At 68.9% G+C, this 21,087-nt stretch carries 21 protein-coding genes; all 21 read right to left on the bottom strand.

Annotated elements, in window-relative coordinates:
* Entirely contained in the window at positions 1-231 is a 231-nt protein-coding gene (locus tag MicroSTF_RS02395) for an HGxxPAAW family protein (protein ID WP_021200598.1), read from the bottom strand.
* A 48-nt stretch (positions 232-279) separates the two neighbouring features.
* Entirely contained in the window at positions 280-867 is a 588-nt protein-coding gene (locus MicroSTF_RS02390) for a Trp biosynthesis-associated membrane protein (protein ID WP_322953333.1), read from the bottom strand.
* A complete protein-coding gene (gene hisI / locus MicroSTF_RS02385) occupies positions 864-1,244 on the bottom strand; it encodes a phosphoribosyl-AMP cyclohydrolase (protein WP_029259246.1) in 381 nt (126 codons plus the stop codon). Before hisI ends, MicroSTF_RS02390 begins: the two co-directional genes overlap by 4 nt.
* Positions 1,241-2,002 (bottom strand): imidazole glycerol phosphate synthase subunit HisF, encoded by a 762-nt coding sequence (gene hisF, locus MicroSTF_RS02380; protein ID WP_021200601.1) that lies wholly within the window; start codon positions 2,000-2,002, stop codon positions 1,241-1,243. The genes hisI and hisF overlap by 4 nt, the downstream gene beginning before the upstream one ends.
* The gene (gene hisG, locus MicroSTF_RS02375) at positions 2,002-2,844 is read right to left on the bottom strand and encodes an ATP phosphoribosyltransferase (protein WP_021200602.1); all 843 of its coding nucleotides are present in this window, start codon (positions 2,842-2,844) and stop codon (positions 2,002-2,004) included. The genes hisF and hisG overlap by 1 nt, the downstream gene beginning before the upstream one ends.
* A gap of 38 nt (positions 2,845-2,882) precedes the next feature.
* The gene (locus MicroSTF_RS02370; RefSeq protein WP_017202142.1) at positions 2,883-3,146 is read right to left on the bottom strand and encodes a phosphoribosyl-ATP diphosphatase; all 264 of its coding nucleotides are present in this window, start codon (positions 3,144-3,146) and stop codon (positions 2,883-2,885) included.
* A complete protein-coding gene (gene rpe, locus MicroSTF_RS02365) occupies positions 3,143-3,823 on the bottom strand; it encodes a ribulose-phosphate 3-epimerase (RefSeq protein WP_021200603.1) in 681 nt (226 codons plus the stop codon). Before rpe ends, MicroSTF_RS02370 begins: the two co-directional genes overlap by 4 nt.
* 4 nt (positions 3,824-3,827) lie before the next feature.
* The gene (locus tag MicroSTF_RS02360; protein ID WP_322953322.1) at positions 3,828-5,327 is read right to left on the bottom strand and encodes an RsmB/NOP family class I SAM-dependent RNA methyltransferase; all 1,500 of its coding nucleotides are present in this window, start codon (positions 5,325-5,327) and stop codon (positions 3,828-3,830) included.
* The gene (locus tag MicroSTF_RS02355; protein ID WP_315067794.1) at positions 5,324-6,244 is read right to left on the bottom strand and encodes a methionyl-tRNA formyltransferase; all 921 of its coding nucleotides are present in this window, start codon (positions 6,242-6,244) and stop codon (positions 5,324-5,326) included. The genes MicroSTF_RS02360 and MicroSTF_RS02355 overlap by 4 nt, the downstream gene beginning before the upstream one ends.
* An 18-nt stretch (positions 6,245-6,262) precedes the next feature.
* Positions 6,263-8,221, bottom strand: a complete 1,959-nt coding sequence (locus MicroSTF_RS02350) for a primosomal protein N' (RefSeq protein ID WP_322953320.1) — start codon at positions 8,219-8,221, stop codon at positions 6,263-6,265.
* A 16-nt stretch (positions 8,222-8,237) separates the two neighbouring features.
* On the bottom strand, positions 8,238-9,431 hold the full coding sequence (gene metK / locus MicroSTF_RS02345; RefSeq protein WP_029265353.1) for a methionine adenosyltransferase: 1,194 nt from the start codon (positions 9,429-9,431) through the stop codon (positions 8,238-8,240).
* A gap of 88 nt (positions 9,432-9,519) precedes the next feature.
* Complete coding sequence (gene rpoZ / locus MicroSTF_RS02340; RefSeq protein WP_017204385.1) at positions 9,520-9,774, bottom strand: DNA-directed RNA polymerase subunit omega; 255 nt, start codon at positions 9,772-9,774, stop codon at positions 9,520-9,522.
* Between the two features lie 65 nt (positions 9,775-9,839).
* Positions 9,840-10,751, bottom strand: coding sequence for a guanylate kinase (gmk, locus tag MicroSTF_RS02335; protein ID WP_029265352.1), 912 nt, complete (start codon positions 10,749-10,751; stop codon positions 9,840-9,842).
* On the bottom strand, positions 10,744-11,589 hold the full coding sequence (pyrF, locus tag MicroSTF_RS02330; protein ID WP_021200609.1) for an orotidine-5'-phosphate decarboxylase: 846 nt from the start codon (positions 11,587-11,589) through the stop codon (positions 10,744-10,746). The genes gmk and pyrF overlap by 8 nt, the downstream gene beginning before the upstream one ends.
* On the bottom strand, positions 11,586-14,873 hold the full coding sequence (gene carB, locus MicroSTF_RS02325) for a carbamoyl-phosphate synthase large subunit (RefSeq protein ID WP_021200610.1): 3,288 nt from the start codon (positions 14,871-14,873) through the stop codon (positions 11,586-11,588). The genes pyrF and carB overlap by 4 nt, the downstream gene beginning before the upstream one ends.
* Entirely contained in the window at positions 14,873-16,051 is a 1,179-nt protein-coding gene (gene carA, locus MicroSTF_RS02320; RefSeq protein ID WP_029259253.1) for a glutamine-hydrolyzing carbamoyl-phosphate synthase small subunit, read from the bottom strand. Before carA ends, carB begins: the two co-directional genes overlap by 1 nt.
* Positions 16,048-16,560: a hypothetical protein gene (locus tag MicroSTF_RS02315; RefSeq protein ID WP_136024902.1), complete on the bottom strand. Its 513-nt coding sequence runs from the start codon at positions 16,558-16,560 to the stop codon at positions 16,048-16,050. The genes carA and MicroSTF_RS02315 overlap by 4 nt, the downstream gene beginning before the upstream one ends.
* Positions 16,557-17,861 (bottom strand): dihydroorotase, encoded by a 1,305-nt coding sequence (locus MicroSTF_RS02310; RefSeq protein ID WP_029259254.1) that lies wholly within the window; start codon positions 17,859-17,861, stop codon positions 16,557-16,559. The genes MicroSTF_RS02315 and MicroSTF_RS02310 overlap by 4 nt, the downstream gene beginning before the upstream one ends.
* Complete coding sequence (locus MicroSTF_RS02305) at positions 17,858-18,823, bottom strand: aspartate carbamoyltransferase catalytic subunit (RefSeq protein ID WP_021200614.1); 966 nt, start codon at positions 18,821-18,823, stop codon at positions 17,858-17,860. Before MicroSTF_RS02305 ends, MicroSTF_RS02310 begins: the two co-directional genes overlap by 4 nt.
* Entirely contained in the window at positions 18,820-19,350 is a 531-nt protein-coding gene (pyrR, locus tag MicroSTF_RS02300; RefSeq protein WP_021200615.1) for a bifunctional pyr operon transcriptional regulator/uracil phosphoribosyltransferase PyrR, read from the bottom strand. Before pyrR ends, MicroSTF_RS02305 begins: the two co-directional genes overlap by 4 nt.
* Positions 19,351-19,434: 84 nt before the next feature.
* Complete coding sequence (locus MicroSTF_RS02295; protein ID WP_021200616.1) at positions 19,435-21,012, bottom strand: Rieske 2Fe-2S domain-containing protein; 1,578 nt, start codon at positions 21,010-21,012, stop codon at positions 19,435-19,437.
* Between the last annotated feature and the right edge of the window lie 75 nt (positions 21,013-21,087).

Here is a 21,087-nt window from a genome sequence, read left to right as displayed (position 1 = left end):
TTAGTGCGCCTTCGGAGCGTACTTCGGACCCTTCACGCCGTAACCGGCCTTCGCGAGCGCCCAGCCGACGATCGCACCGATCGGGATGAGCGCGACCGAGGCCACGACGAGGGCGGGCTGCTCGAAGCAGAAGGCGACGGTGCCGGCGGCGACGCCGACCAGCATGATCACGACGGCGGTCCAGGCGGCAGGCGAGTGTCCGTGGCCGGGGTCGGCGATCGGGTTGGTCATGTTCTCCTCCGGGGGGACGACGTGCGGTTCGGAATCAGTCTATCGGGGTCAGCGCGTCGGATCGGTGCCCCGGGACAGCTCGTCCCAGGAATCCACGGCGTCGACGGGACCGTCATGCGCGACCTCGACGTGTTCGGTCCGGTAGCGCCGCCCTCCGGCCTTCCATCCCCGCCACGTGATCAGGACGACCAGGGACGCGACGAGCAGGATCGCCCAGCCCACGAGGGCGATGTACGGCCAGGCGGACGGCACGATGCTCGCCACGACCTCGTGGACGGCGAGTCCCCCGGCGAGACCGGTGACCTCGGTCACCGTCGCCGCGACCGCGTCGAAGGGTTCGGTGATCAGCAGCTGGAGAGTCGACCAGCCGAGGAACAGCGCCGTCGCCGCCGCGAGGACACCGAAGATCAGGCGCACGACCTTGCCGGAGATCGAGAGCGCCGCGCCGAGGGCCAGAACCGCGAGACTGAGCGGAGCGAGCAGCACCATGGCGGAGGCACCGGGGACCAGGATCGCCTCGCCCGCATCCGCGCGCTCGACCGTCAGCCAGGTCTGGGTCGACGAGATGATGCCGATCGCACCGGCGAGAAGGAATCCGGAGACGGAGAGGGCGCGACCGCGCTGCGCGAAGCTCACGACTGGTCCGTCCCGACGATCGCCTCGAGATCGTTCGTGTCGAAGCACGTGCGTGTGCCGGTGTGACAGGCCGGTCCCGTCTGCGCGACGAGGAGAAGGATCGCGTCCCCGTCGCAGTCCAGACGCGCCTCGTGCACGACCTGGATGTTCCCTGACGTGTCCCCCTTGCGCCAGTACTCCTGGCGGGAGCGCGACCAGTACGTCGCCCGCCCTGATGTCAGGGTGCGTCGAAGCGCCTCCGCATCGGCCCAGGCGAGCATGAGCACCTCGCGCGTGTCCCACTGCTGCACGATCACGGGGGCCAGGCCGTCGGCGTTGAAGACGACCTGTGCGATGCGCTCCTCCACCGAAGCCGCCTGCCCGTCTGCATCGCTCATCGTACGAGCACTCCTTCCGCGCGAAGCGCGTCCTTGACATCTCCGACCGTGAGCGCGCCGGTGTGGAACACGCTCGCCGCCAGGACGGCATCCGCGCCCGCTTTGATCGCGGGAGCGAAGTCGGAAGCCCGCCCCGCCCCGCCCGAAGCGATGACCGGCACGGAGGCCGCCTCGCGCATCAGGCGGACGAGCTCCAGGTCGAAGCCGTCACGCGTGCCGTCGGCGTCGATCGAGTTCACCAGCAGCTCACCCGCGCCACGTTCCGCAGCCTCCCGCGCCCAGTCGAGCGCATCGAGGGTGGTCTGGGTCCGGCCGCCGTGTGTCGTCACGACGAAGCCCGAGCGCGTTGTCGGAGCACGCTTCACGTCCAGCGACAGCACGAGCACCTGGGCACCGAACCGGTCAGCGATCTCGCCGATGAGCTCAGGGCGCGCGATCGCAGCGGAGTTGACCCCCACCTTGTCCGCGCCCACCGCGAGGAGACGTGCGACATCGTCGACGCTGCGCACGCCCCCGCCCACGGTCAGCGGGACGAACACCTGCTCGGCGGTGCGCTGCACGACATCGTAGGTCGTCGCACGGGCGTCGACCGTGGCGGTGACGTCGAGGAAGGTGATCTCGTCCGCGCCCTGGGCGGCGTAATGCCGGGCGAGCTCGACCGGGTCGCCCATGTCGCGCAGGTTCTCGAAGTTGACTCCCTTGACGACGCGGCCATCAGCCACGTCGAGGCACGGGATCACCCGACTGGCGAGCGTCATCAGAGCCTCGCGTTGTGGATCGCGGTGACCAGGATGGCCCGCGCACCCAGCGCGTACAGCGCATCCATCACGGGGTTCACGCGGGAGCGCGCCACCATGACCCGCACCGCGACCCACTCGGGGTCGCGCAGCGGCGAGACGGTCGGCGATTCGACGCCGCCGGCGATCTTCACGGCGTCATCGAGGAGGGCGACCGGCAGGTCGTAGTCGATCATCACGAAGCGACGTGCGACCATCACGCCGCGGAGGCGACGAAGAAGCGTGTCCGCTCCCTCGGCATCCACCGGTCCCGCGATGAGTACCGCCTCGGATTCCAGGATGACCGGACCGAAGACCTCGAGCCCGGCCTGACGCAGGGTCGTCCCGGTCTCGACGACATCGGCGACCGCGTCGGCGACGCCGAGGCGGACCGCGGACTCCACGGCTCCGTCGAGCGGCACCAGATCGACGGCGATGTCGCGTTCGTCGAGGAACGCGTCCACCAGGCCGGGATACGACGTGGCGATGCGCAGACCGTCGAGCTCGCTCACGTCGGTGTAGCGTCCGGTCGGAGCGGCGAAGCGGAACGTCGAGCCGGCGAAACCGAGCGCCTCGATCTCCCGCGCACCCGGCATACGGGCGTCGAGCAGCAGATCACGTCCGGTGATGCCCACATCGATCGCGCCGGAGCCGACATAGGTGGCGATGTCCTTGGGGCGGAGGAAGAAGAACTCGACGTCGTTCTCGGCGTCGATGACGTGCAGGGTCTTGGGGTCGCGGCGACCGGCGTAGCCCGCCTCGGCGAGCATGTCGGCGGCGGTCTCGGAGAGCGAGCCCTTGTTGGGAACAGCGATGCGCAGCATGGATGGCTTTCAGTTCGAGGAGATCGGAACGGAGCGCATCACAGATGTCGGTAGACGTCCTGCAGGCTGAGGCCCTTCGCGAGCATCATCACCTGGACGTGGTACAGCAGCTGGGAGATCTCCTCGGCGGCGGCTTCGTCGGACTCGTACTCCGACGCCATCCACACCTCGGCGGCCTCTTCCACGATCTTCTTGCCGATCGTGTGCACGCCGCCGTCGAGCTCGGCGACCGTCCCCGATCCCTCAGGACGGGTCTCGGCCTTGACGCTGAGCTCGGCGAACAGCTCGTCGAAAGTCTTCACGGTTCCAGGCTAGCGGCTCTGGCGAGGTCTCTCAGCCGGGTGACGGCCGCCTCGATGTCATCGGCGCCGTATACGGCCGAGCCGGCGACGAACGTGTCGGCGCCCGCATCGGCGGCGATCTCGATCGTACGGTCGGAGATACCGCCGTCGACCTGGAGCCAGACGCGGGATCCTCGCCGACGCGCCTCGTCGGCGAGGGCACGGAGCTTCGGCATCGTCTCGGGCATGAAGCCCTGTCCCCCGAAGCCGGGCTCGACCGTCATCACGAGGATCTGATCGAACTCGTCGAGCACGTCGTACAGCGATTCCACGGGAGTCGCCGGCTTGACCGCCACCCCCGCCCGCGAGCCGATGTCACGCAACCGGCGTGCGAGGGCCACGGGATCGCTCGACGCTTCGAGATGGAAGGTCACGCTCGCCGCGCCGATCTCGGCGTATCCGGGAGCCCAGCGCTCCGGGTCGGTGATCATCAGATGCACATCGAGCGGAATCGGACTGGTCGCCTGGATGCGTTCCACCATCTGCGGGCCGAACGTCAGGTTGGGGACGAAATGGTTGTCCATGACATCCACGTGCGCGAAGTCGGCGGTCGCGATCCGGGCGAGGTCCGCCTGCATGTTCACGAAATCGGCAGCGAGGATACTCGGGTTGATGCGCGGGGCGCGGGGCAGTTCCACGGTCCTAGTCTTCCTTCCCAGATGAGTGGTTCCCGGTCGATGAGCGTTGCAGGAGCGCGAGGAACATCGCGTCCGTCCCGTGTCGGTGCGGCCACAGCTGGGCGCTGCCCGATCCCTCCCGCCCCTCTTCGGCCAGATCGATCGGTGAGCGAGCGACATCGGCGATCGCCGCGCGCGCATCGAGTTCGACGACGTCGGTGCGGTCGCGCAGGACCTCCTTGACGACGCCCGTCGTCTCGGCGAGGTGAGGAGAGCACGTGACGTACGCGACGATCCCGCCCGGGGCCAGAGCATCGACCGCGGCGGAGAGCAGCTCCACCTGGAGCGGAACGAGCTCGGCGACGTCGGCCGGAGACTTGCGCCACCGCGCTTCCGGACGGCGGCGCAGCGCACCGAGGCCCGTGCAGGGGGCGTCCACGAGGATGCGGTCGAACTCGCCCGGCCGCGATGCGGCGAGGGTGCGCCCGTCCTGCTCGTGCACCACGACGTCGCCGGGAACCGCCCTGAGCGCCTTGCGGACGAGTCGCGCGCGGACCGGGACGATCTCGTTCGCCTCCAGCGTCGCCGCGTGCTGACGTGCGATCGCGGCGAGCAGTGCCGTCTTGCCGCCGGGGCCGGCGCACAGGTCGAGCCAGCGCTCCCCCGTCTTGATGGGCGCGGCGCCCGCGAGCGCGAGCGCGACGAGCTGGGACCCCTCGTCCTGCACGCGCACGGTACCGCCCGAGGCTTCCACCGGCCGACGCGGATCGCCTCCGGGAGACGCGAAGGCGGTCGGCGCGTAGGGAAGTCGGGGCTCATCGGGCTCCGCCAGACCGGGGAGGGCGACGAGGGTGACCTCGGGCGAGGCGTTGTCGGCATCGAGAAGAGCGTCCAGTTCCTCTCCGCGCCCCTCGGCCGCCAGAGCGCGACGCAAGGCGCGGATCACCCAGACCGGGTGTGCGGAACGCAGAGCGAGGCGCTCGTCGTCGGAGCGTGCCCCGCTCTCGATGCGTTCCTGCCAGTCCTCGCTCGATTCGCGCGTGATACGTCGGAGCACCGCGTTCGCGAAGCTCGATGCGCCACGGCCGGACTCTGTGGCCACGAGATTCACCGACTCGTTGACAGCCGCGTGCGAGGCGACGCGGGTGGCGAGCAGCTGGTGCACCGCGAGGCGCAGCGCATCGAGCACGGCCGGGTCGATGCTGTCGGTCGAACGATCCGCCGCAGCGGCGATGATCGCGTCATAGGTGCCGAGTCGTCGCAGCGTGCCGTAGGTCAGCTCGGTCGCGAGGGCCGCGTCCTGCGGAGAGAGCCGCGCGTCGGCGATCGCCGGAGGAAGGACGAGGTTCGCATAGGCGTCCGTCTCGGACACCGCGCGCAGCACGTCGTAAGCCACCCGTCGCGCGGGTTGCACGGTACGGACGGCGCCACGCTGACCGTCGCGACGAGCCTCTGACGCTCCCCGCCCGCCACGCGGCCGTCCGTTCGACGGCTGCGGCCGCCGGGGTCGTCCGTCTTCGCTCATGATCCCGCCACCAATTCATCGCCCCCGCGCAGACCGCGCCACCAGTCGACGGCGTTCATCGCGCCCTTGCCCGCGGGCTGAACCCTGGTGACGGCCAGCGGCCCGGTGGACGTGCCGATGTGGAGCGCCGTCTTGGCGCCACGAAGACGTCCTGGGGCCAGCGCTTCGGCCTCCGGCGCAGGGACCGCTTCCAGCACCTTCAGCGGCTGCCCGGCGACGGTGGTGTGCGCGCCCGGTTCCGGGGTCACCCCGCGGAACCGGGCGAACACGACATCGAGCGGCTGGTTCCAGTCGAGCAATCCGTCGGCGAGCGTGAGCTTGGCGGCGAAGGTCGGCTCCCCCTGCTGAGGCACCGCTACCGCGGTACCGTCCGCGATCCCCGAGACCACGTCGGCGGTGAGTTCGGCGCCGTCCAGCGCGAGCGCCTCGAGCGCCTCTCCCGCGGTCGCCGTCGCGGGAAGGTCGATCGTGCGGCTCGCGAAGACGTCGCCGGCATCCAGCTCCGCGACGAGCTGGAAGACGCTGGCACCGAGAACCTCGTCGCCGGCGATCAGTGCGCGCTGCACCGGAGCCGCGCCCCGCCAGGCGGGCAGCACGGAGAAGTGCAGGTTGATCCAGCCCGCGGTCGGCGCCGAGAGCAGCGGCTCGCGCACGAGCCCGCCGTAGGCCACGATCACACCGAGGTCCGCCCGCAGGGCCGAGATCGCGTCGGTCGCGGCGTCATCGAGCCGAGCAGCCTTGATGACGGGGAGGCCCAGTTCGACAGCCGCTTGAGCCACGGGCGACGGAGTCAGCACCCGACGACGCCCGAGAGGTGCGTCCGGTCGGGTGACGACCGCGGCGATGTCGTGGGACACCGCGAGGCGACGAAGGGTGGGCACGGCGGCAGCGGGGGTGCCGGCGAAGACGAGGCGCATGAAGGTTCTCCGGAAGGGTCAGAGCTCTGGTTCGAGGATATCGAGGCGGACGGAGAGCGTGCTCTTGGTCGCACGTCCCTTTCGGCGACGCCCGCTCACTGCTTCGGCCACGACCGCGGCGCGCAGTGCGGTCGCCACCCGCGCTCCGGCGCCGTAGTCGAACCGGACGAGCGCCCGCACCCGTGGAGGGACGTCGTCGGATTCGACCGGGACGGGCCCCAGCACCGCGTCGGGAGGCAGCGCGAGATCGGTCAGCGCGGCGAGAGCGCCGGAGACCGCGGGAGCCGACCCCTGGACCAGGGCCACCCGGGTCGTCGGCGGCATGTGCAGCGGAGCCCTGCTGTCGAGCTCCATACGGGCGTGGCCTGCCTGATTCCAGGTCGCGAGCGCCTTCGCGGCCGCGCCGTTCACTCCGACCAGATGGATCGGCGCGCCGGGTGCGGCGAGGGCCGCCGCGTTCGACCACCAGCGCAGGCAGGACTCGGCGACGCGCAGATCGGGTGCCTGGAGCATCCGTGGGCCGTCGAGCAGGACGACGGCACGATATCCGCCGTCGGCGATCGGCTCGGCACCACGGGTCGCCACCACGAGCGCGGGCTTGGAGGGAACCCGCTCCACCGGGTGCGCACTGTCGGCGACGATCACACGCACGCCCGGGAACGCCCGACCCAGTTCGTCGGCGGTGCGCTCGCTCCCGGATGAGGCCAACCGCAGCTTGGTGGAGGAGCACGTCGGGCACGACCATGCGCTGGCCGATCGACCGCACCAGGCGCACACCGGCACGGCACCGCGATGCTTCGCCCCGAGCGGACCGCCGCAGTGCGCGCATCGAGCCGGAGCCCGGCATTCCGCACACACCAGCGACGGCGAGAAACCCGGTCGCGAGACCTGCACGAGCACCGGTCCCTCTGCTGCGGCGGAACGGGCGGCGAGAAACGCGGAAGACGGCATCCGCTGGGCGGTGGGCTGTTCCATCTCCTGGGGCGTGCTGAGCACGACGCGGGGCAACACGCGGCGCGTTGCTCTGACGTCCTGCAACCAGCCGAGGGCGACCAGACGTTCCACATCGGTCGTCCGGGTGTGCCCGGCGAAGAGCAGCGCCGATCCCTCGAGCTCCTGACGCAGCAGCGCAGCATCACGCGCATTGACGTACGGGGCCAGCGGCTCCCCCAGGAGAGGATCGCCGTCGTCCCAGATCGCCACCATGCCGGCGACGACCGGCGAGTAGACCGCCGAACGGTTTCCCACCACGACGCACGGCGCGTCCTCGAGCGTGCGCAGGAAGCCGCGATAGCGATCGGGGTTGGTCTGACGGGAGTCATGCCGCACGATCGCTGCGACGGGCACGAGGACCTCGAGCGCGGTGAGAAGTCGATCGAGGTCACGGCTGTCGGGGACCACGATGATCGACGACTTCCCCGCGGCGAGCATCCGCGCCGCCGAGGCCGCCAGCAACCGGGACCATCCCTGAACCCCGTCGACGAGTTGCGGAATCGCCTCGACGGCCGCCCGTCCACCCGCATCGAGCACGACATCGAGGCCCTCGTAGAGACCGACGGTCTCTTCTGCCGCGATGAGCGCATCCGCCGTCGGCGCCTCGGCCGGCGTGTCGGCGGTCCAGGCCTTCTCGACGCGCACCTGGCGCTTGGGGATGACGAGCCGAAGCACATCGGAGGCCGAACCCGCGGCGCGATCCGCCACGCGGCGTGCGAGCGTGTGCAGGCGCTCCGGAAGCACCGGCACCAGCGACACCACGCTCTCGACTTCCGAGAGCGCCCGGTCGGCGTCGTCCTCGGTGTCGACGTCGACGACATAGCCGTCGATCACACGCCCGGCGGAGCGCAGCGGGACCTGCACGCGAACACCACGAGGCACCTCGCCCCACTCGGGAGGCAACGCGTAGTCGAAGAGCCGATCGAGCTGCGGCAGGGGCGAATCGAGGAGCACGCGCGCGATGCGCCGGCTCTCCGGAGGCATCAGGACCGCGGTCCCATCAGAGCCCGGCAGCGCGACGCAGCTCTTCGGCGCGGTCGGTGCGCTCCCAGGTGAAGTCGGGGAGCTCGCGGCCGAAGTGCCCGTAGGCGGCCGTCTGGGCGTAGATCGGACGCAGCAGGTCGAGCTGCTCGATGATCGCCTGCGGGCGCAGGTCGAACACCTCGTTGATCGCCCGCGTGATGACTTCATCCGACACCGTGCCGGTCCCGAAGGACTCGACGTAGAGACCGACGGGACGGGCGACGCCGATGGCATAGGCGACCTGTACCTCGAGACGCTCCGCCAACCCTGCGGCGACGGCGTTCTTCGCCACCCAGCGCGTGGCGTATGCACCGGAACGGTCGACCTTGGACGGGTCTTTGCCGCTGAACGCCCCACCGCCGTGACGCGATGCTCCGCCGTAGGTGTCGATGATGATCTTGCGACCGGTCAGACCCGCGTCGCCCTTGGGGCCACCGGTGACGAAGGGACCCGCGGGGTTGATGTAGAGGGTGACGTCGTCGAGATCGAGACCTGTCGTCGCGAGCACCGGGTCGATCACGTGCGCACGGACCTGAGCCTGAAGCTCTTCCTGCGAGATGTCGGGGTGGTGCTGCGTGGAGACCACGACGGCATCGACGGTCTTCGGAGTGAAGCCGTCGTACCCGAGGGTGACCTGGGTCTTGCCGTCGGGGCGCAGGAAGGGCAGCTCCCCGCTGCGACGCACTTCGGCGAGACGCTCCGACAGACGGTGAGCGGTCCACGCGGCCATCGGCATGAGCTGAGGCGTCTCGGTGGTCGCGAAGCCGAACATGATGCCCTGATCGCCGGCGCCGAGGCCGTCGAGGGGGTCCACCGAGGACCCGTCGCGGTGCTCCTGCGCGCTGTCGACGCCATGGGCGATGTCGGTCGACTGCTCGCCGACCGAGATGCTGACGCCGCACGAGGAGCCGTCGAAGCCGGTGTCGCTCGAGGTGTATCCGATGCCGTTCACGACCTGACGGACGATCGTGGGGATGTCGACGTATGCCTCGGTCCGGATCTCACCTGCCACATGGACGAGGCCCGTCGTGACGAGCGTCTCGACTGCGACGCGCGAGCCCGTGTCCTTCGCGATGAGGCCGTCGAGGATGCTGTCCGAGATCTGGTCGCAGATCTTGTCCGGGTGCCCTTCGGTGACGGACTCGGACGTGAACAGACGCAGGGCGCTCATCGGTACTCCAGAACGGGACGGACGGAAGGAGGGTGTTGCACCCATTCTGGACCGCGCCTCCGACAGGCGGGAGGCGCGGTCCCGAATATCACTCTGCGTGACGCAGACGGAGCTTGTCCTCGTTGATCTCGTGCAGGGCGATCGTGAGCGGCTTGTCCTCGACGGACGAGTCCACGAGCGGGCCGACGTTGTCGAAGAGGTTTCCCTCGTGCAGGTCGGAGTAGTAGTCGTTGATCTGACGCGCACGCTTGGCGGCGTAGATGACGAGCTCGTACTTCGAGTCGACGCGGTCGAGCAGGTTGTCGATGGGGGGATCGATGATTCCGTTGTTGTGTCCGGCCATGGTGAGACCTCCTGATCAGGCGACGGGATCGTCGCGAAGACGGTGCGAAAGGCGCGCGAAGACGCTCAGCGCGCAGAGCTTGTGGACAATTCTACGACCTCGCGAGCCGCGGTGGCGACGTCCTCGTTCACGACGAGGTGGTCGAACTCGTTCTGGGCGGCGAGTTCGACCTTCGCGGTGCGCAGTCTTCTGGCCCGTTCCTCGGCGTCTTCCGTGCCTCGCCCGACCAGTCGATGCACCAGTTCATCCCAACTCGGGGGCAGCAGGAATATCAGCGTCGCCGACGGCTCTGCACGACGCACCTGACGGGCGCCCTGGAGGTCGATCTCGAGGAGCACGGTCTTGCCCTCGGCCAGTGCGGCGTCGATCGGCGCGCGTGGCGTGCCGTAACGGGAGCGGTTGTGCACCACGGCGTACTCGAGCAGCTCGTCGTCGGCGATCAGCCGGTCGAACTCGGCGTCGTCCACGAAGTAGTAGTGCACGCCGTCGATCTCACCGGGGCGGGGCGGCCGGGTCGTGGCCGATACCGACAGGTGGATCTCCGGGTTGTGCTCGCGGATATGCGCGGCGACGGTCCCCTTTCCCACAGCGGTGGGGCCGGCGAGCACCAGCAGGCGGCTCCGTGCGTCGCGCGGGGTCGGCACCGGGAAGCGCGAATCGAGCCAGACCTCCAGCACCCGGCGCTGGCGCGCGCCGAGACCGCCGAGACGCTTGACTGGGGAGATGTGCAGCTCATCGAGCACGCGGTCACGCTTGCCCGCACCGATCGCGGGGAGCGCCAGCAGGAAGTCGGTGATGCGCATCGACCCCTCCACCGAGTTGGCATCGGCCGTCGCGCGGTGCAGGACGGTCTGCGGGGTCACCACGCGCATCGTCAGGTCGCGTTTGACCGATGCCCTGGCGCGGCGCCGTTCCACGGCACGGCGGGCGGCCGCGGCCCTGTCGACCTCGGGAACCGTACGCTGCGCGTCAGGCACGCGCCACCTCCAAGTACTCGGCCGCACGCGCGGTGATGGCGGTCGCCAGGTCGGCGGGACCGGCGGAGAGGATGCTGCGGCTCTCGCTCGCGATCACGGCATCCGCCATCGAGCCGAAGCGAAGGCGGAGATCAGCGGGAGTCGCGCCCTGCGCGCCGAACCCCGGAGCGAGGATGGGGGCGACCGGGCCGAACGGCGAAAGGCCTGCGGCCGCCCAGTCCACGGTCGCGCCGACGACGAAACCGAAGCTCCCCCACTCGCCTGCGCCCGAGGCTGCGGCATTGCGTGCGGAGACCTCCCCGATGATCGCGGCAGACACCGTCTCATCGCTCGCAGTGATCGAACGCTGGATGCCCGCTGCCTCGGGGTTGCTGGTGGCGGCGAGCACGAACACGCCCTTGCCGTGCTCTTCGGCGAGGGCGAAGGACCCGTCGAGGGCACCGACGCCGAGGAAGGGATTCACCGTGAGCGCGTCGGCTTCGAGCGAGGATCCCGGCGTCAACCACGCCTTCGCGTAGTCGTCCATGGTCGATCCGATGTCGCCACGCTTCGCATCGGCGATCACGAGCAGATCTGCGGCACGTGCCGCCGCGAGCACCTCTTCGAGAGCTGCGAAGCCTGCGGAACCGAAGCGCTCGAAGAACGAGACCTGAGGCTTCACGAAGCCCACCCGACCGGCCGCCGCCTCGACGGTGCGGAGGCCGAACTCACGGACACCGTGCGCGTCGTCGGTCAGCCCCCACGCGGCGAGCAGCGCCGCGTGGGGGTCGACGCCGACGCAGAGCGGCCCCCGCGCACTCAGCGCGGACCGTGTGCGTTCGCCGAAGCGTTCGCTCACAGTGCCGCCTTCCGGTCCAGCGCGTACTCCTGCAGGCTCTTGACCTGGAAGCCCTCGTGGGCCGCGTCCATCCCGCTCACGGCCGCGCCGAGCACAGCCATCGTGGTGAACAGCGCCTTGTCGGCGGCGACGGCGGCAGCGCGGATCTCGTAGCCGTCCGCTCGCGCGGCACCACCGGACGGAGTGTTCACGACGATGTCGATCGAGCCCTCGTTGATGAGATCCACGATGTTCTTCGCGCCCGACTCTTGCGTCTCGCTGTACTTCTCGACGACCGTGACGGCGATGCCGTTGCGCGAGAGGATCTCGGCGGTGCCCTCCGTCGCGACGATCGTGAAGCCGAGCTGCTGCAGACGGTGGGCGGGGAGGATGACGGCGCGCTTGTCCGAGTCGGCCACCGAGATGAACACGGTTCCCGAGGTGGGCATGCCGCCATAGGCCGCGGCCTGGCTCTTGGCGAACGCGGTCGGGAAGTCGCGGTCGATGCCCATGACCTCACCCGTGGAACGCATCTCCGGGCCGAGCACGGAATCGACGGTCTTGCCGTCGGCGGTGCGGAAGCGCTTGAACGGGAGCACGGCCTCCTTGACCGACACGGGTGCGTCGAGCGGAACGCGCGAACCGTCCTGCTCGGGAAGCATCCCTTCGGCGCGCAGCTCGGCGACCGTCGAGCCCGTCATGATGCGGCTCGCAGCCTTGGCCATCGGGATGCCGAGTGCCTTCGACACGAACGGCACGGTGCGGCTGGCGCGCGGATTGGCCTCGATCACGTAGAGCACGCCGGCGCTGATGGCGAACTGCACGTTCAGGAGTCCGCGCACGCCCACGCCCTCGGCGATGGCCAGCGTGGCCTCGCGCACGCGGTCGACATCGGTGCGGCCGAGCGACACCGGCGGCAGCGTGCAGCTGGAGTCGCCGGAGTGGATGCCGGCCTCTTCGAGGTGCTCCATGACGCCACCGATGTACAGGTCGGTGCCGTCGTAGAGCGCATCGACGTCGAGCTCGATCGCGTCGTCGAGGAAGCGGTCGACCAGGAGGGGCTTGCCCTCCTCGATGACGACCTCGCCCGCGGTGCGCACGAAGTAGTCGCGCAGCGACGCGGTGTCGTACACGATCTCCATGCCGCGTCCGCCGAGCACGAAGCTCGGACGCACCAGCACCGGGTACCCGATCTCCTCGGCGATGCGCACGGCACCCTCGACGTCGATCGCGGTGCCGTTGCGCGGTGCGACGAGACCGGCCTCGTCGAGCAGCCGCGAGAAGAGCTCGCGCTCCTCCGCGAGGTCGATCGCCTCGGGGCTCGTGCCGAGCACCGTGTAGCCGGCGGCCTCGATGCCCTTCGCGAGTCCCAGGGGGGTCTGACCGCCGAGCTGGCAGACGACACCGAGGATGGTGCCGCTCGCGGCCTCCGCATCGAGCACCTCCAGCACGTCTTCGAGCGTGAGCGGCTCGAAGTACAGGCGGTCGGAGGTGTCGTAGTCGGTCGAGACCGTCTCCGGGTTGCAGTTGACCATGACGGTCTCGAAGCCGGCATCGGACAGCGCGAACGATGCGTGCACGCATGAGTAGTCGAACTCGACGCCCTGCCCGATGCGGTTCGGGCCCGATCCGATGATGACGACCTTGGTGCGTTCGGACGGCTCGACCTCGGTCTCGAAGTCGTAGCTCGAGTAGTGGTACGGCGTGAGAGCCGGGAACTCGCCGGCGCAGGTGTCGACCGTCTTGTACACCGGGCGGATGCCGAGACCGTGGCGCACGCCGCGGACCTCGGCCTCAGAGGTTCCGCGGAGCTCGGCGAGCTGTGCGTCGGAGAAGCCGTGTTCCTTGGCGTAGCGGAGCGTCGCCGCATCCAGTTCGGATGCCTGGCGCACGACCTCGGCGACCTCGTTGATCAGCACGATCTGGTCGAGGAACCACGGGTCGATCGCTGTCGCATCGAAGGCCTGCTCCACGGTCGCACCCTTGCGCAGCGCCTGCTGCAGGGTGACGATCCGACCGTCGGTGGGGATCTTCGAGATCTCGAGCAGCTCCTCGACGGAGCGGTCCTCCACGCCCCAGTGGAAGCTCGATCCGCGCTTCTCGAGCGAGCGGAGCGCCTTCTGCAGCGCGGTCGCGTAGTTGCGACCGATGGCCATGGCCTCGCCTACCGACTTCATGGTCGTGGTCAGCGTCGCGTCGGCGGCCGGGAACTTCTCGAAGGCGAACCGCGGCACCTTGACGACCACATAGTCGAGCGTGGGCTCGAAGCTCGCCGGCGTCACGCCCGTGATGTCGTTCGGGATCTCGTCGAGGCGGTAGCCGAGCGCGAGCTTGGCCGCGAGCTTCGCGATCGGGAATCCGGTGGCCTTCGAGGCGAGGGCGCTGGACCGCGAGACGCGCGGGTTCATCTCGATCACGATGATGCGGCCGTTGGTCGGGTCGACCGCGAACTGGATGTTGCAGCCTCCGGTGTCGACGCCGACGGCGCGGATGATGTCGATCCCGATGTCGCGCATCTTCTGGTACTCGCGGTCGGTGAGGGTGAGCGCCGGGGCGACCGTGATCGAGTCGCCCGTGTGCACGCCGACCGGGTCGACGTTCTCGATGGAGCAGACGACGACCGTGTTGTCGGCTGTGTCGCGCATGAGCTCGAGCTCGTACTCCTTCCAGCCGAGGATGGACTCCTCCAGGAGCACCTCGGTGGTCGGCGAGTCTCGCAGGCCGGCGCCGGCGATGCGGCGCAGGTCTTCCTCGTCGTAGGCGAAGCCCGAGCCCAGACCCCCCATCGTGAAGCTCGGGCGGACCACCATCGGGTAGCCCAGCTCGTCGGCAGCCGCCAGCACTTCGTCCATGGTGTGCGCGATGCGGGAGTCCGCCACGTCGGCACCGGCGTCGAGCACCAGCTGCTTGAAGATCTGGCGGTCCTCGCCCTTGTTGATCGCCTCGAAGTTGGCGCCGATCAGCTCGACGTCGTACTTCTCGAGGATGCCGTGGTTGTGCAGCTCGATCGCGGCGTTCAGCGCGGTCTGACCACCCAGGGTGGGCAGGATCGCGTCAGGACGCTCCTTCGCGATGATCGTCTCGATGACCTGCCAGGTGATCGGCTCGATGTACGTCGCGTCGGCGAAGTCGGGATCGGTCATGATGGTCGCCGGGTTGGAGTTGACCAGGATGACCCGGACGCCCTCCTCGCGCAGCACGCGGCACGCCTGGGTGCCGGAATAGTCGAACTCGCAGGCCTGACCGATGACGATCGGGCCGGAGCCGATGACGAGGACGGAGTTGATGTCGTCGCGCTTGGGCATTACTTGGAGTCCTTCTGGCTTGCGATGACCAGGTCGCGGAACCTGTCGAAGAGGTAGTTGGCGTCGTGGGGGCCGGCCGCCGCCTCGGGGTGGTACTGCACCGAGAATGCCGGGATGTCGAGGGCGCGAAGTCCCTCGACGACGTTGTCGTTGAGGCCGACGTGGCTGACCTCGACCTTGCCGTAGCCGTTCGGGCTGTCGAAAGTGCCCTCGATCGGAGCCTCGACCGCGAAACCGTGGTTGTGCGCGGTGATCTCGACCTTGCCGGTCTGCTTGTCCAGCACCGGCTGGTTGATGCCGCGGTGACCGAACGGCAGCTTGTAGGTGCCGAGGCCCAGTGCACGACCGAGGAGCTGGTTGCCGAAGCAGATCCCGAAGAACGGCAGCCCGTCATCGAGCACCGCACGCAGCAGCTCGACATGGTCGCCGGAGGCCGCGGGGTCGCCGGGGCCGTTCGAGTAGAAGACCGCGACGGGGTCGACCGCACGGATCTCGTCGATCGTCACGTTCTGCGGAAGGACGTGCACCTCGAAACCGCGGGCGGCGAGGTTGTCGATCGTCGCCTGCTTCACACCGAGGTCGAGCACGGCGAGGTTCCCGATCCGCTCCCCCATCGCCGTCGTCACGGTGGCCACGTCGACCGAGACCTCGGCGGACAGGTTGCGCCCGGCCATCTCCGGTGCTTCGCGGACGATGCGCACCTGCTCCTCGGCATCGAGCGCCGCATCGGCACCGGAGAAGATCCCGCCGCGCATGGAGCCCGCCGACCGGATGTGGCGGGTGATCGATCGGGTGTCGATACCGCTGATCCCCACGACGCCGTCTTCGACGAGCACGTCGTCGAGCGAGGCGTTCGCGCGCCAGTTCGACACGACGCGGGAGGGGTCGCGCACGATGTAGCCGGCGACCCAGATGCGACGTGATTCGGCATCTTCGTCATTCATGCCCGTGTTGCCGATGTGCGGCGCCGTCTGCAGGACGATCTGGCCCGCGTAGGACGGATCGGTGATCGTCTCCTGGTATCCGGACATGCCGGTCGCGAAGACGACCTCGCCGAGGGTGCGGCCGCGGGCGCCGTAGGCGCGTCCGATGTGACGTGTGCCGTCTTCCAGGACGAGGACGGCGGGATCGGGAAGCGAGGCCGCGGGGGCCTGCCCGGAGGTTGTCGAGAGTGTCATGACTGTGCTCCTGTGTCGGGGGCGGCGGGGACGAGCCGCTGCAGGTCGGAGATGAGGTTCTGGGGATCGCCGGTGGCGAGGCGCAGGTAGCTGTCGACGATGGTGTCGTCGTCGATGTTCCAGGCGATGCGCACGAGGCCGCCGGGCTCCACGACGCGGTCGATCGTGACCGTGGCGCGGTCGATGGCGACGAGCCGGTCGTTCGCGAGGAAGACCGTCGGGGTACCGTCGAGGCAGAGGGCGATGCCGCGATCCGTGAGCGCGAGCTCGCCGCGGGCCCGGTACGCGAGAGGTGACACCGCGAGACGCTCGAGCGGCTGCTCGTGCCGTGTCGTCGACACGTACAGCACCTCGTCGCGGCGGGCGACCTCCGCGTGCTCAGGCACACCCAGCGGGGCCGTGAACACGGAATCGCGGCGGATTCGTCGTCGCCAGGCGAGAAGCATCACCAGCAGCACCAGGAGCGCGACGGCGATCGTGATCGCGACGGCGAGGTCCCGAGCGCTCATGCGCGGAGCTCCTCGACGACGCTGCCGCCGTCGACCGTGAGCACGCCGCCGTGGATCGTGTACTCCACTCGTCCGGGAAGCGCGCGGCCGAGGTACGGCGAGTTCACGCTCCGGCCGTGGAGGTCGGCCTCCGTGAAGACACCGTCGACCGCGGCGTCGTACAGCGTGAGCTGTGCCGGCTGACCGACTTCGAGCGGCGTGCCGTGTCCGGAGAGACGTCCGATGCGAGCGGGTGCCGCGCTCATCACACGCGCGATGTCGGCCCAGTCGAGCAGGCCGGTCTGCACCATCGACTGGTGCACGACGCGCAGCGCGCTCTCGAGACCCACCATGCCGTTCGCCGCTGCCTGCCACTCGCAGGCCTTGTGCTCGCTGGGATGCGGGGCATGATCGGTCGCGACGATGTCGATGGTTCCGTCGGCGAGACCCTCGCGCACCGCGAGCACATCCTCTTCGCGACGCAGCGGAGGATTGACCTTGTAGCGCGCGTCGTACCCGCGCACGAGTTCGTCGGTCAGCAGGAGGTGGTGAGGGGTGACCTCGGCCGTGACGTCGATGCCGCGCTTCTTGGCCCAGCGGATGATGTCCACCGAGCCCGCGGTCGAGAGATGGCACACGTGCAGTCGCGAGCCGACGTGCTCGGCCAGCAGCACGTCGCGGGCGATGATCGACTCCTCGGCGACCGCGGGCCAGCCGGCGAGGCCCAGCTCGGCCGACACCGTGCCCTCGTTCATCTGCGCGCCCTCCGTGAGGCGGGGGTCCTGCGCATGCTGGGCGATCACGCCGCCGAACGACTTCACGTATTCCAGCGCGCGACGCATGATGAGCGGGTCGAACACGCAGAAGCCGTCGTCGCTGAAGACACGGACCTGCGCGCGGGAGGTGGCCATCGCGCCCAGCTCGGCGAGCCGCTCGCCCTTCTGCCCGACGGTGACAGCGCCGATGGGCTGCACCGTGGCGTAGCCCGCCGCTTCACCGAGCGCGAGCTCCTGCTCCACGACACCAGCGGTGTCGGCGACCGGCGAGGTGTTGGGCATCGCGAAGACAGCGGTGAAACCGCCGGCCGCGGCGGCGCGCGTTCCGGTGAGGATCGTCTCGGACGCTTCGTAGCCGGGCTCGCGCAGATGCGTGTGCAGGTCGACCAGTCCGGGCAGGGCGACGAGACCCGCTGCGTCGATGACCCGAGCACCCGAGCGCTGCAGTCCGCTCCCGATCTCGGCGATCCGGCCGTCCTCGATGATGATGTCGGCGCTCTCGGCACCGAGCAGTCGTGCACCGGTGATGACGAGGGTCTCGCTCACAGGTCTCCCCCTCGTTCGTCGTCTCGTTCTCCTGCCAACAGCAGGTACAGCACCGCCATGCGGACGGATACCCCGTTCGTGACCTGTTCCAGCACCGTCGAGCGGGGGGAATCGGCAGCTTCCGAGGAGATCTCCAGTCCCCGGTTCATGGGTCCGGGGTGCATGACAATGCTACCTGCCGGAAGACCGGCCACACGCCGTGCGTCCAGGCCCCAGCGTCGGGAATACTCCCGCTCAGTCGGGAAATACGCGGCATTCATCCGTTCCAGCTGGATGCGCAGCATCATCACCGCGTCCGGCTCTTCCGCCAACGCCTCATCGAGGTCGTAGACGACCCGCACCGGCCAGAGCGACACGTTCTGCGGAACCAGCGTGGGCGGCGAGACGAGCGTGACATCGGCGCCGAGCGTGGTGAGCAGCCAGACGTTGGAGCGCGCGACCCGAGAGTGCAGCACGTCACCGACGATCACCACGCGCAGACCGCTCAGGTCACGACCGCGACTGTCGGCGCCGAACCGGCGCTTGCGGATCGTGAAGGCGTCGAGCAGCGCCTGCGTCGGGTGCTCGTGGGTGCCGTCGCCGGCGTTCACGACACCGGCCGAGATCCAACCGCTGGTGGCGAGCGTCTGCGGCGCGCCGGAACCCGGGTGCCGGACCACGACCGCGTCAGCACCGATCGCCTCCAGGGTCTGCGCCGTGTCCTTCAGGCTCTCGCCCTTGGAGACGCTGGATCCCTTCGCCGCGAAGTTGATCACATCGGCGGAGAGGCGTTTGGCGGCCGCCTCGAACGAGATGCGCGTGCGCGTCGAATCCTCGAAGAAGAGGTTCACGACGGTCTTGCCACGCAGCGTCGGAAGCTTCTTGACCTCACGCGACTGCGTGTCGGACATGTCTTCGGCGACGTCGAGGATGCGCAGGGCGGTGGCCCTGTCGAGGGTGCGGGTGTCGAGGAGGTGTCTCATTCGCCGATCGTCACCTCCTCCGCGCCGTCGTTCTCGAAGAGGCGCACGTTGACCCGCTCGGTGCGGGCGGAGGGGATGTTCTTGCCGACGAAATCGGGACGGATCGGGAGCTCACGGTGCCCGCGGTCGACGAGGATCGCGAGGCGCACGACCGAGGGGCGCCCGATCGACTGGATCGCGTCCAACGCTGCCCGGATGCTGCGACCGGAGAAGAGCACATCGTCGATGAGCACGACGGTCTTGCCGTCGATGCCGCCGACCGGGATCTCGGTGGGTTGCGGGGAGCGTGTCGGGTGCTGGGCGAGGTCGTCGCGGAAGAGCGTGACGTCGAGAGCGCCGACCGGGACGGACTGCTGCGCGATCTCGCTGATCAGCAGCCCGAGGCGATGGGCGAGGGTCACACCGCGGGTCGGGATGCCCAGCAGCACCAGATTCTCGGCTCCTCGATTGGACTCGAGGATCTCGTGCGCGATACGGGTCAGCGCTCGTGAGATGTCGGCTTCGTGCAGCACGGTGCGCATGCTCATCGGCCGCTCCCTTCTCCGCCTCACAGGACGGTGTTAAAGGTTGCTTGTGATGTCAGTCTATCGGAGCGCGGGGACTCCGGCGGATCAGCTGGCCTCCTGCAGCACGGGGTCGGTGACCTCATCGATCTTGGAGGAACGGATCGGGTGACCGGCGGTCGACAGACAGCGCCCCGTCTTCAGGTCCCACTTCCAGTCGTGCATGCTGCACGTGAGGATGCCGTCCTCGTCGACCGTGCCCGTGCGGGTGAGGTCGGCACGCAGGTGCGGGCACCGGCGCTGCACGACCCAGTCGCCGATCTCGGCATCCTCGGTCTGGTCGGTCTGCTCCTGGTACCAGTTCTCGACGTACTCGATCCGATCCACGGAGAGGCACTTGAGGAACGTGGTGAGGAACTCGTTGAACTTGCCGCTGCGCCCCACGGAGAACTGCATCGAGAGGAAGATCGAGTTCGACCAGTCGATCTCGTGATCGACGATGTTCGTCGAGACCAGGTCTGCGGGGATGGTGTACCAGTAGATGCACTCCTCCCCGGCATACTCCCGGACCTTCGCGCGGGGGAAATCGACCACCATGTCGAGCTCGCCGATGCGGAAGCGCACGCACCCGCCGACGCCGAGTCGGATCGTGCGGGACTTCTTCAGCAGCGGCTCCCACCAGTTCTTGATCGCCTCGAGCATCTCGGCGGGCGGGATGATCGCGGCACGAGAAGCCTCCTCGTCGCGGATCTCCTGCTGTCGGCTCGCCCGCTGCTCCTCGAGGTAGTCCCACTTCTCATCGAAGATGTGGGAGATCTCGGCCTCGGTGTAGAGCGTCTGCTCGCTCGTGACGGATCCGTCCTCGACCGTGACGACCGTGCCGGGGATGAAGAGCTGCCCGTCGTACTGCGGCGCCAGCTCCTTCATGTGCGCGAGGAACTGCTTCTGGTCGGTGAAGATCGACTCGCCGTTCTTCCCGAGACCGTTGAAGTCGAACAGGTCGTCACGCAGGAACATGGGCGGGCCCGCCATCGGGAAGACGTGCGGAGCGTCGACCTTCTCGATGTAGTACATGGCGCGCTTGTTCTGCGCTTCGCGCTTGAGACGGGCGAAGTTCTGCTTGGCATCGAGAGGCAGGTCGTAGACCATGGGCCACCAGATCGCGCCGGACACCTGAGTGAAGTAGGCGTCGGGCTTGCCGAAATCGAGCAGCTTCTCGAGATCGAGCGGGTGGGAGTCGTTCTGGTTCAGCATCGAGCCGGTGCCGTCGTCGACGCTCAGCGAGGAGTCACCGATCGGACCGTCACTGGGGGCTCGCAGCGGCGTGATCATCATCTTGAGCTCGCCGCGCTGGATCACCTGCCCGGCCGGGGCGTACGTGATGTTCGTGTAGCCGAGTGCCCGGATGTCCTTCTCGAGGTCATCGGTCGGGTACTCCGGGAGCAGCACCTCGATGTCCTTGCGGATGTAGCGTTCGAGGAGCCGCGGGTCGAAGTGGTCACGGTGCCGGTGCGAGATCCAGAGGAAATCTGCTTCACGCCCGAAACGCTCCCAGTCCAGGCCTCGGTTGTCGGGGAACGGGAACCAGGATCCGTAGAACGACGGTCCGAGGACCGGGTCGCAGATGATGTTCCCGCCGACCGTCTCGATGAACATCCCGGCGTGGCCGAGTCCCGTGATCCGCATTGCATTCCTCCCGAAAGTGAACCGTACGATTCTACCGACGGCTCCCTGAACGCCCGGTCGACCCGGCCGTGAGTA

The organism is Microbacterium sp. STF-2, from assembly GCF_034650155.1.
GTDB lineage: Bacteria > Actinomycetota > Actinomycetes > Actinomycetales > Microbacteriaceae > Microbacterium > Microbacterium maritypicum_A.
This window is presented reverse-complemented; position numbering and strand designations above follow the sequence as displayed.

Coding starts and splice junctions, on each gene's coding strand:
- MicroSTF_RS02395 (WP_021200598.1), bottom strand. CDS start 231: ATGACCAACCCGATCGCCGACCCCGGCCACGGACACTCGCCTGCCGCC.
- hisI (WP_029259246.1), bottom strand. CDS start 1,244: ATGAGCGATGCAGACGGGCAGGCGGCTTCGGTGGAGGAGCGCATCGCA.
- hisF (WP_021200601.1), bottom strand. CDS start 2,002: ATGACGCTCGCCAGTCGGGTGATCCCGTGCCTCGACGTGGCTGATGGC.
- hisG (WP_021200602.1), bottom strand. CDS start 2,844: ATGCTGCGCATCGCTGTTCCCAACAAGGGCTCGCTCTCCGAGACCGCC.
- MicroSTF_RS02360 (WP_322953322.1), bottom strand. CDS start 5,327: ATGAGCGAAGACGGACGACCCCGGCGGCCGCAGCCGTCGAACGGACGG.
- MicroSTF_RS02355 (WP_315067794.1), bottom strand. CDS start 6,244: ATGCGCCTCGTCTTCGCCGGCACCCCCGCTGCCGCCGTGCCCACCCTT.
- MicroSTF_RS02350 (WP_322953320.1), bottom strand. CDS start 8,221: ATGCCTCCGGAGAGCCGGCGCATCGCGCGCGTGCTCCTCGATTCGCCC.
- metK (WP_029265353.1), bottom strand. CDS start 9,431: ATGAGCGCCCTGCGTCTGTTCACGTCCGAGTCCGTCACCGAAGGGCAC.
- rpoZ (WP_017204385.1), bottom strand. CDS start 9,774: ATGGCCGGACACAACAACGGAATCATCGATCCCCCCATCGACAACCTG.
- carB (WP_021200610.1), bottom strand. CDS start 14,873: ATGCCCAAGCGCGACGACATCAACTCCGTCCTCGTCATCGGCTCCGGC.
- carA (WP_029259253.1), bottom strand. CDS start 16,051: ATGACACTCTCGACAACCTCCGGGCAGGCCCCCGCGGCCTCGCTTCCC.
- MicroSTF_RS02315 (WP_136024902.1), bottom strand. CDS start 16,560: ATGAGCGCTCGGGACCTCGCCGTCGCGATCACGATCGCCGTCGCGCTC.
- MicroSTF_RS02305 (WP_021200614.1), bottom strand. CDS start 18,823: ATGAGACACCTCCTCGACACCCGCACCCTCGACAGGGCCACCGCCCTG.
- pyrR (WP_021200615.1), bottom strand. CDS start 19,350: ATGAGCATGCGCACCGTGCTGCACGAAGCCGACATCTCACGAGCGCTG.
- MicroSTF_RS02295 (WP_021200616.1), bottom strand. CDS start 21,012: ATGCGGATCACGGGACTCGGCCACGCCGGGATGTTCATCGAGACGGTC.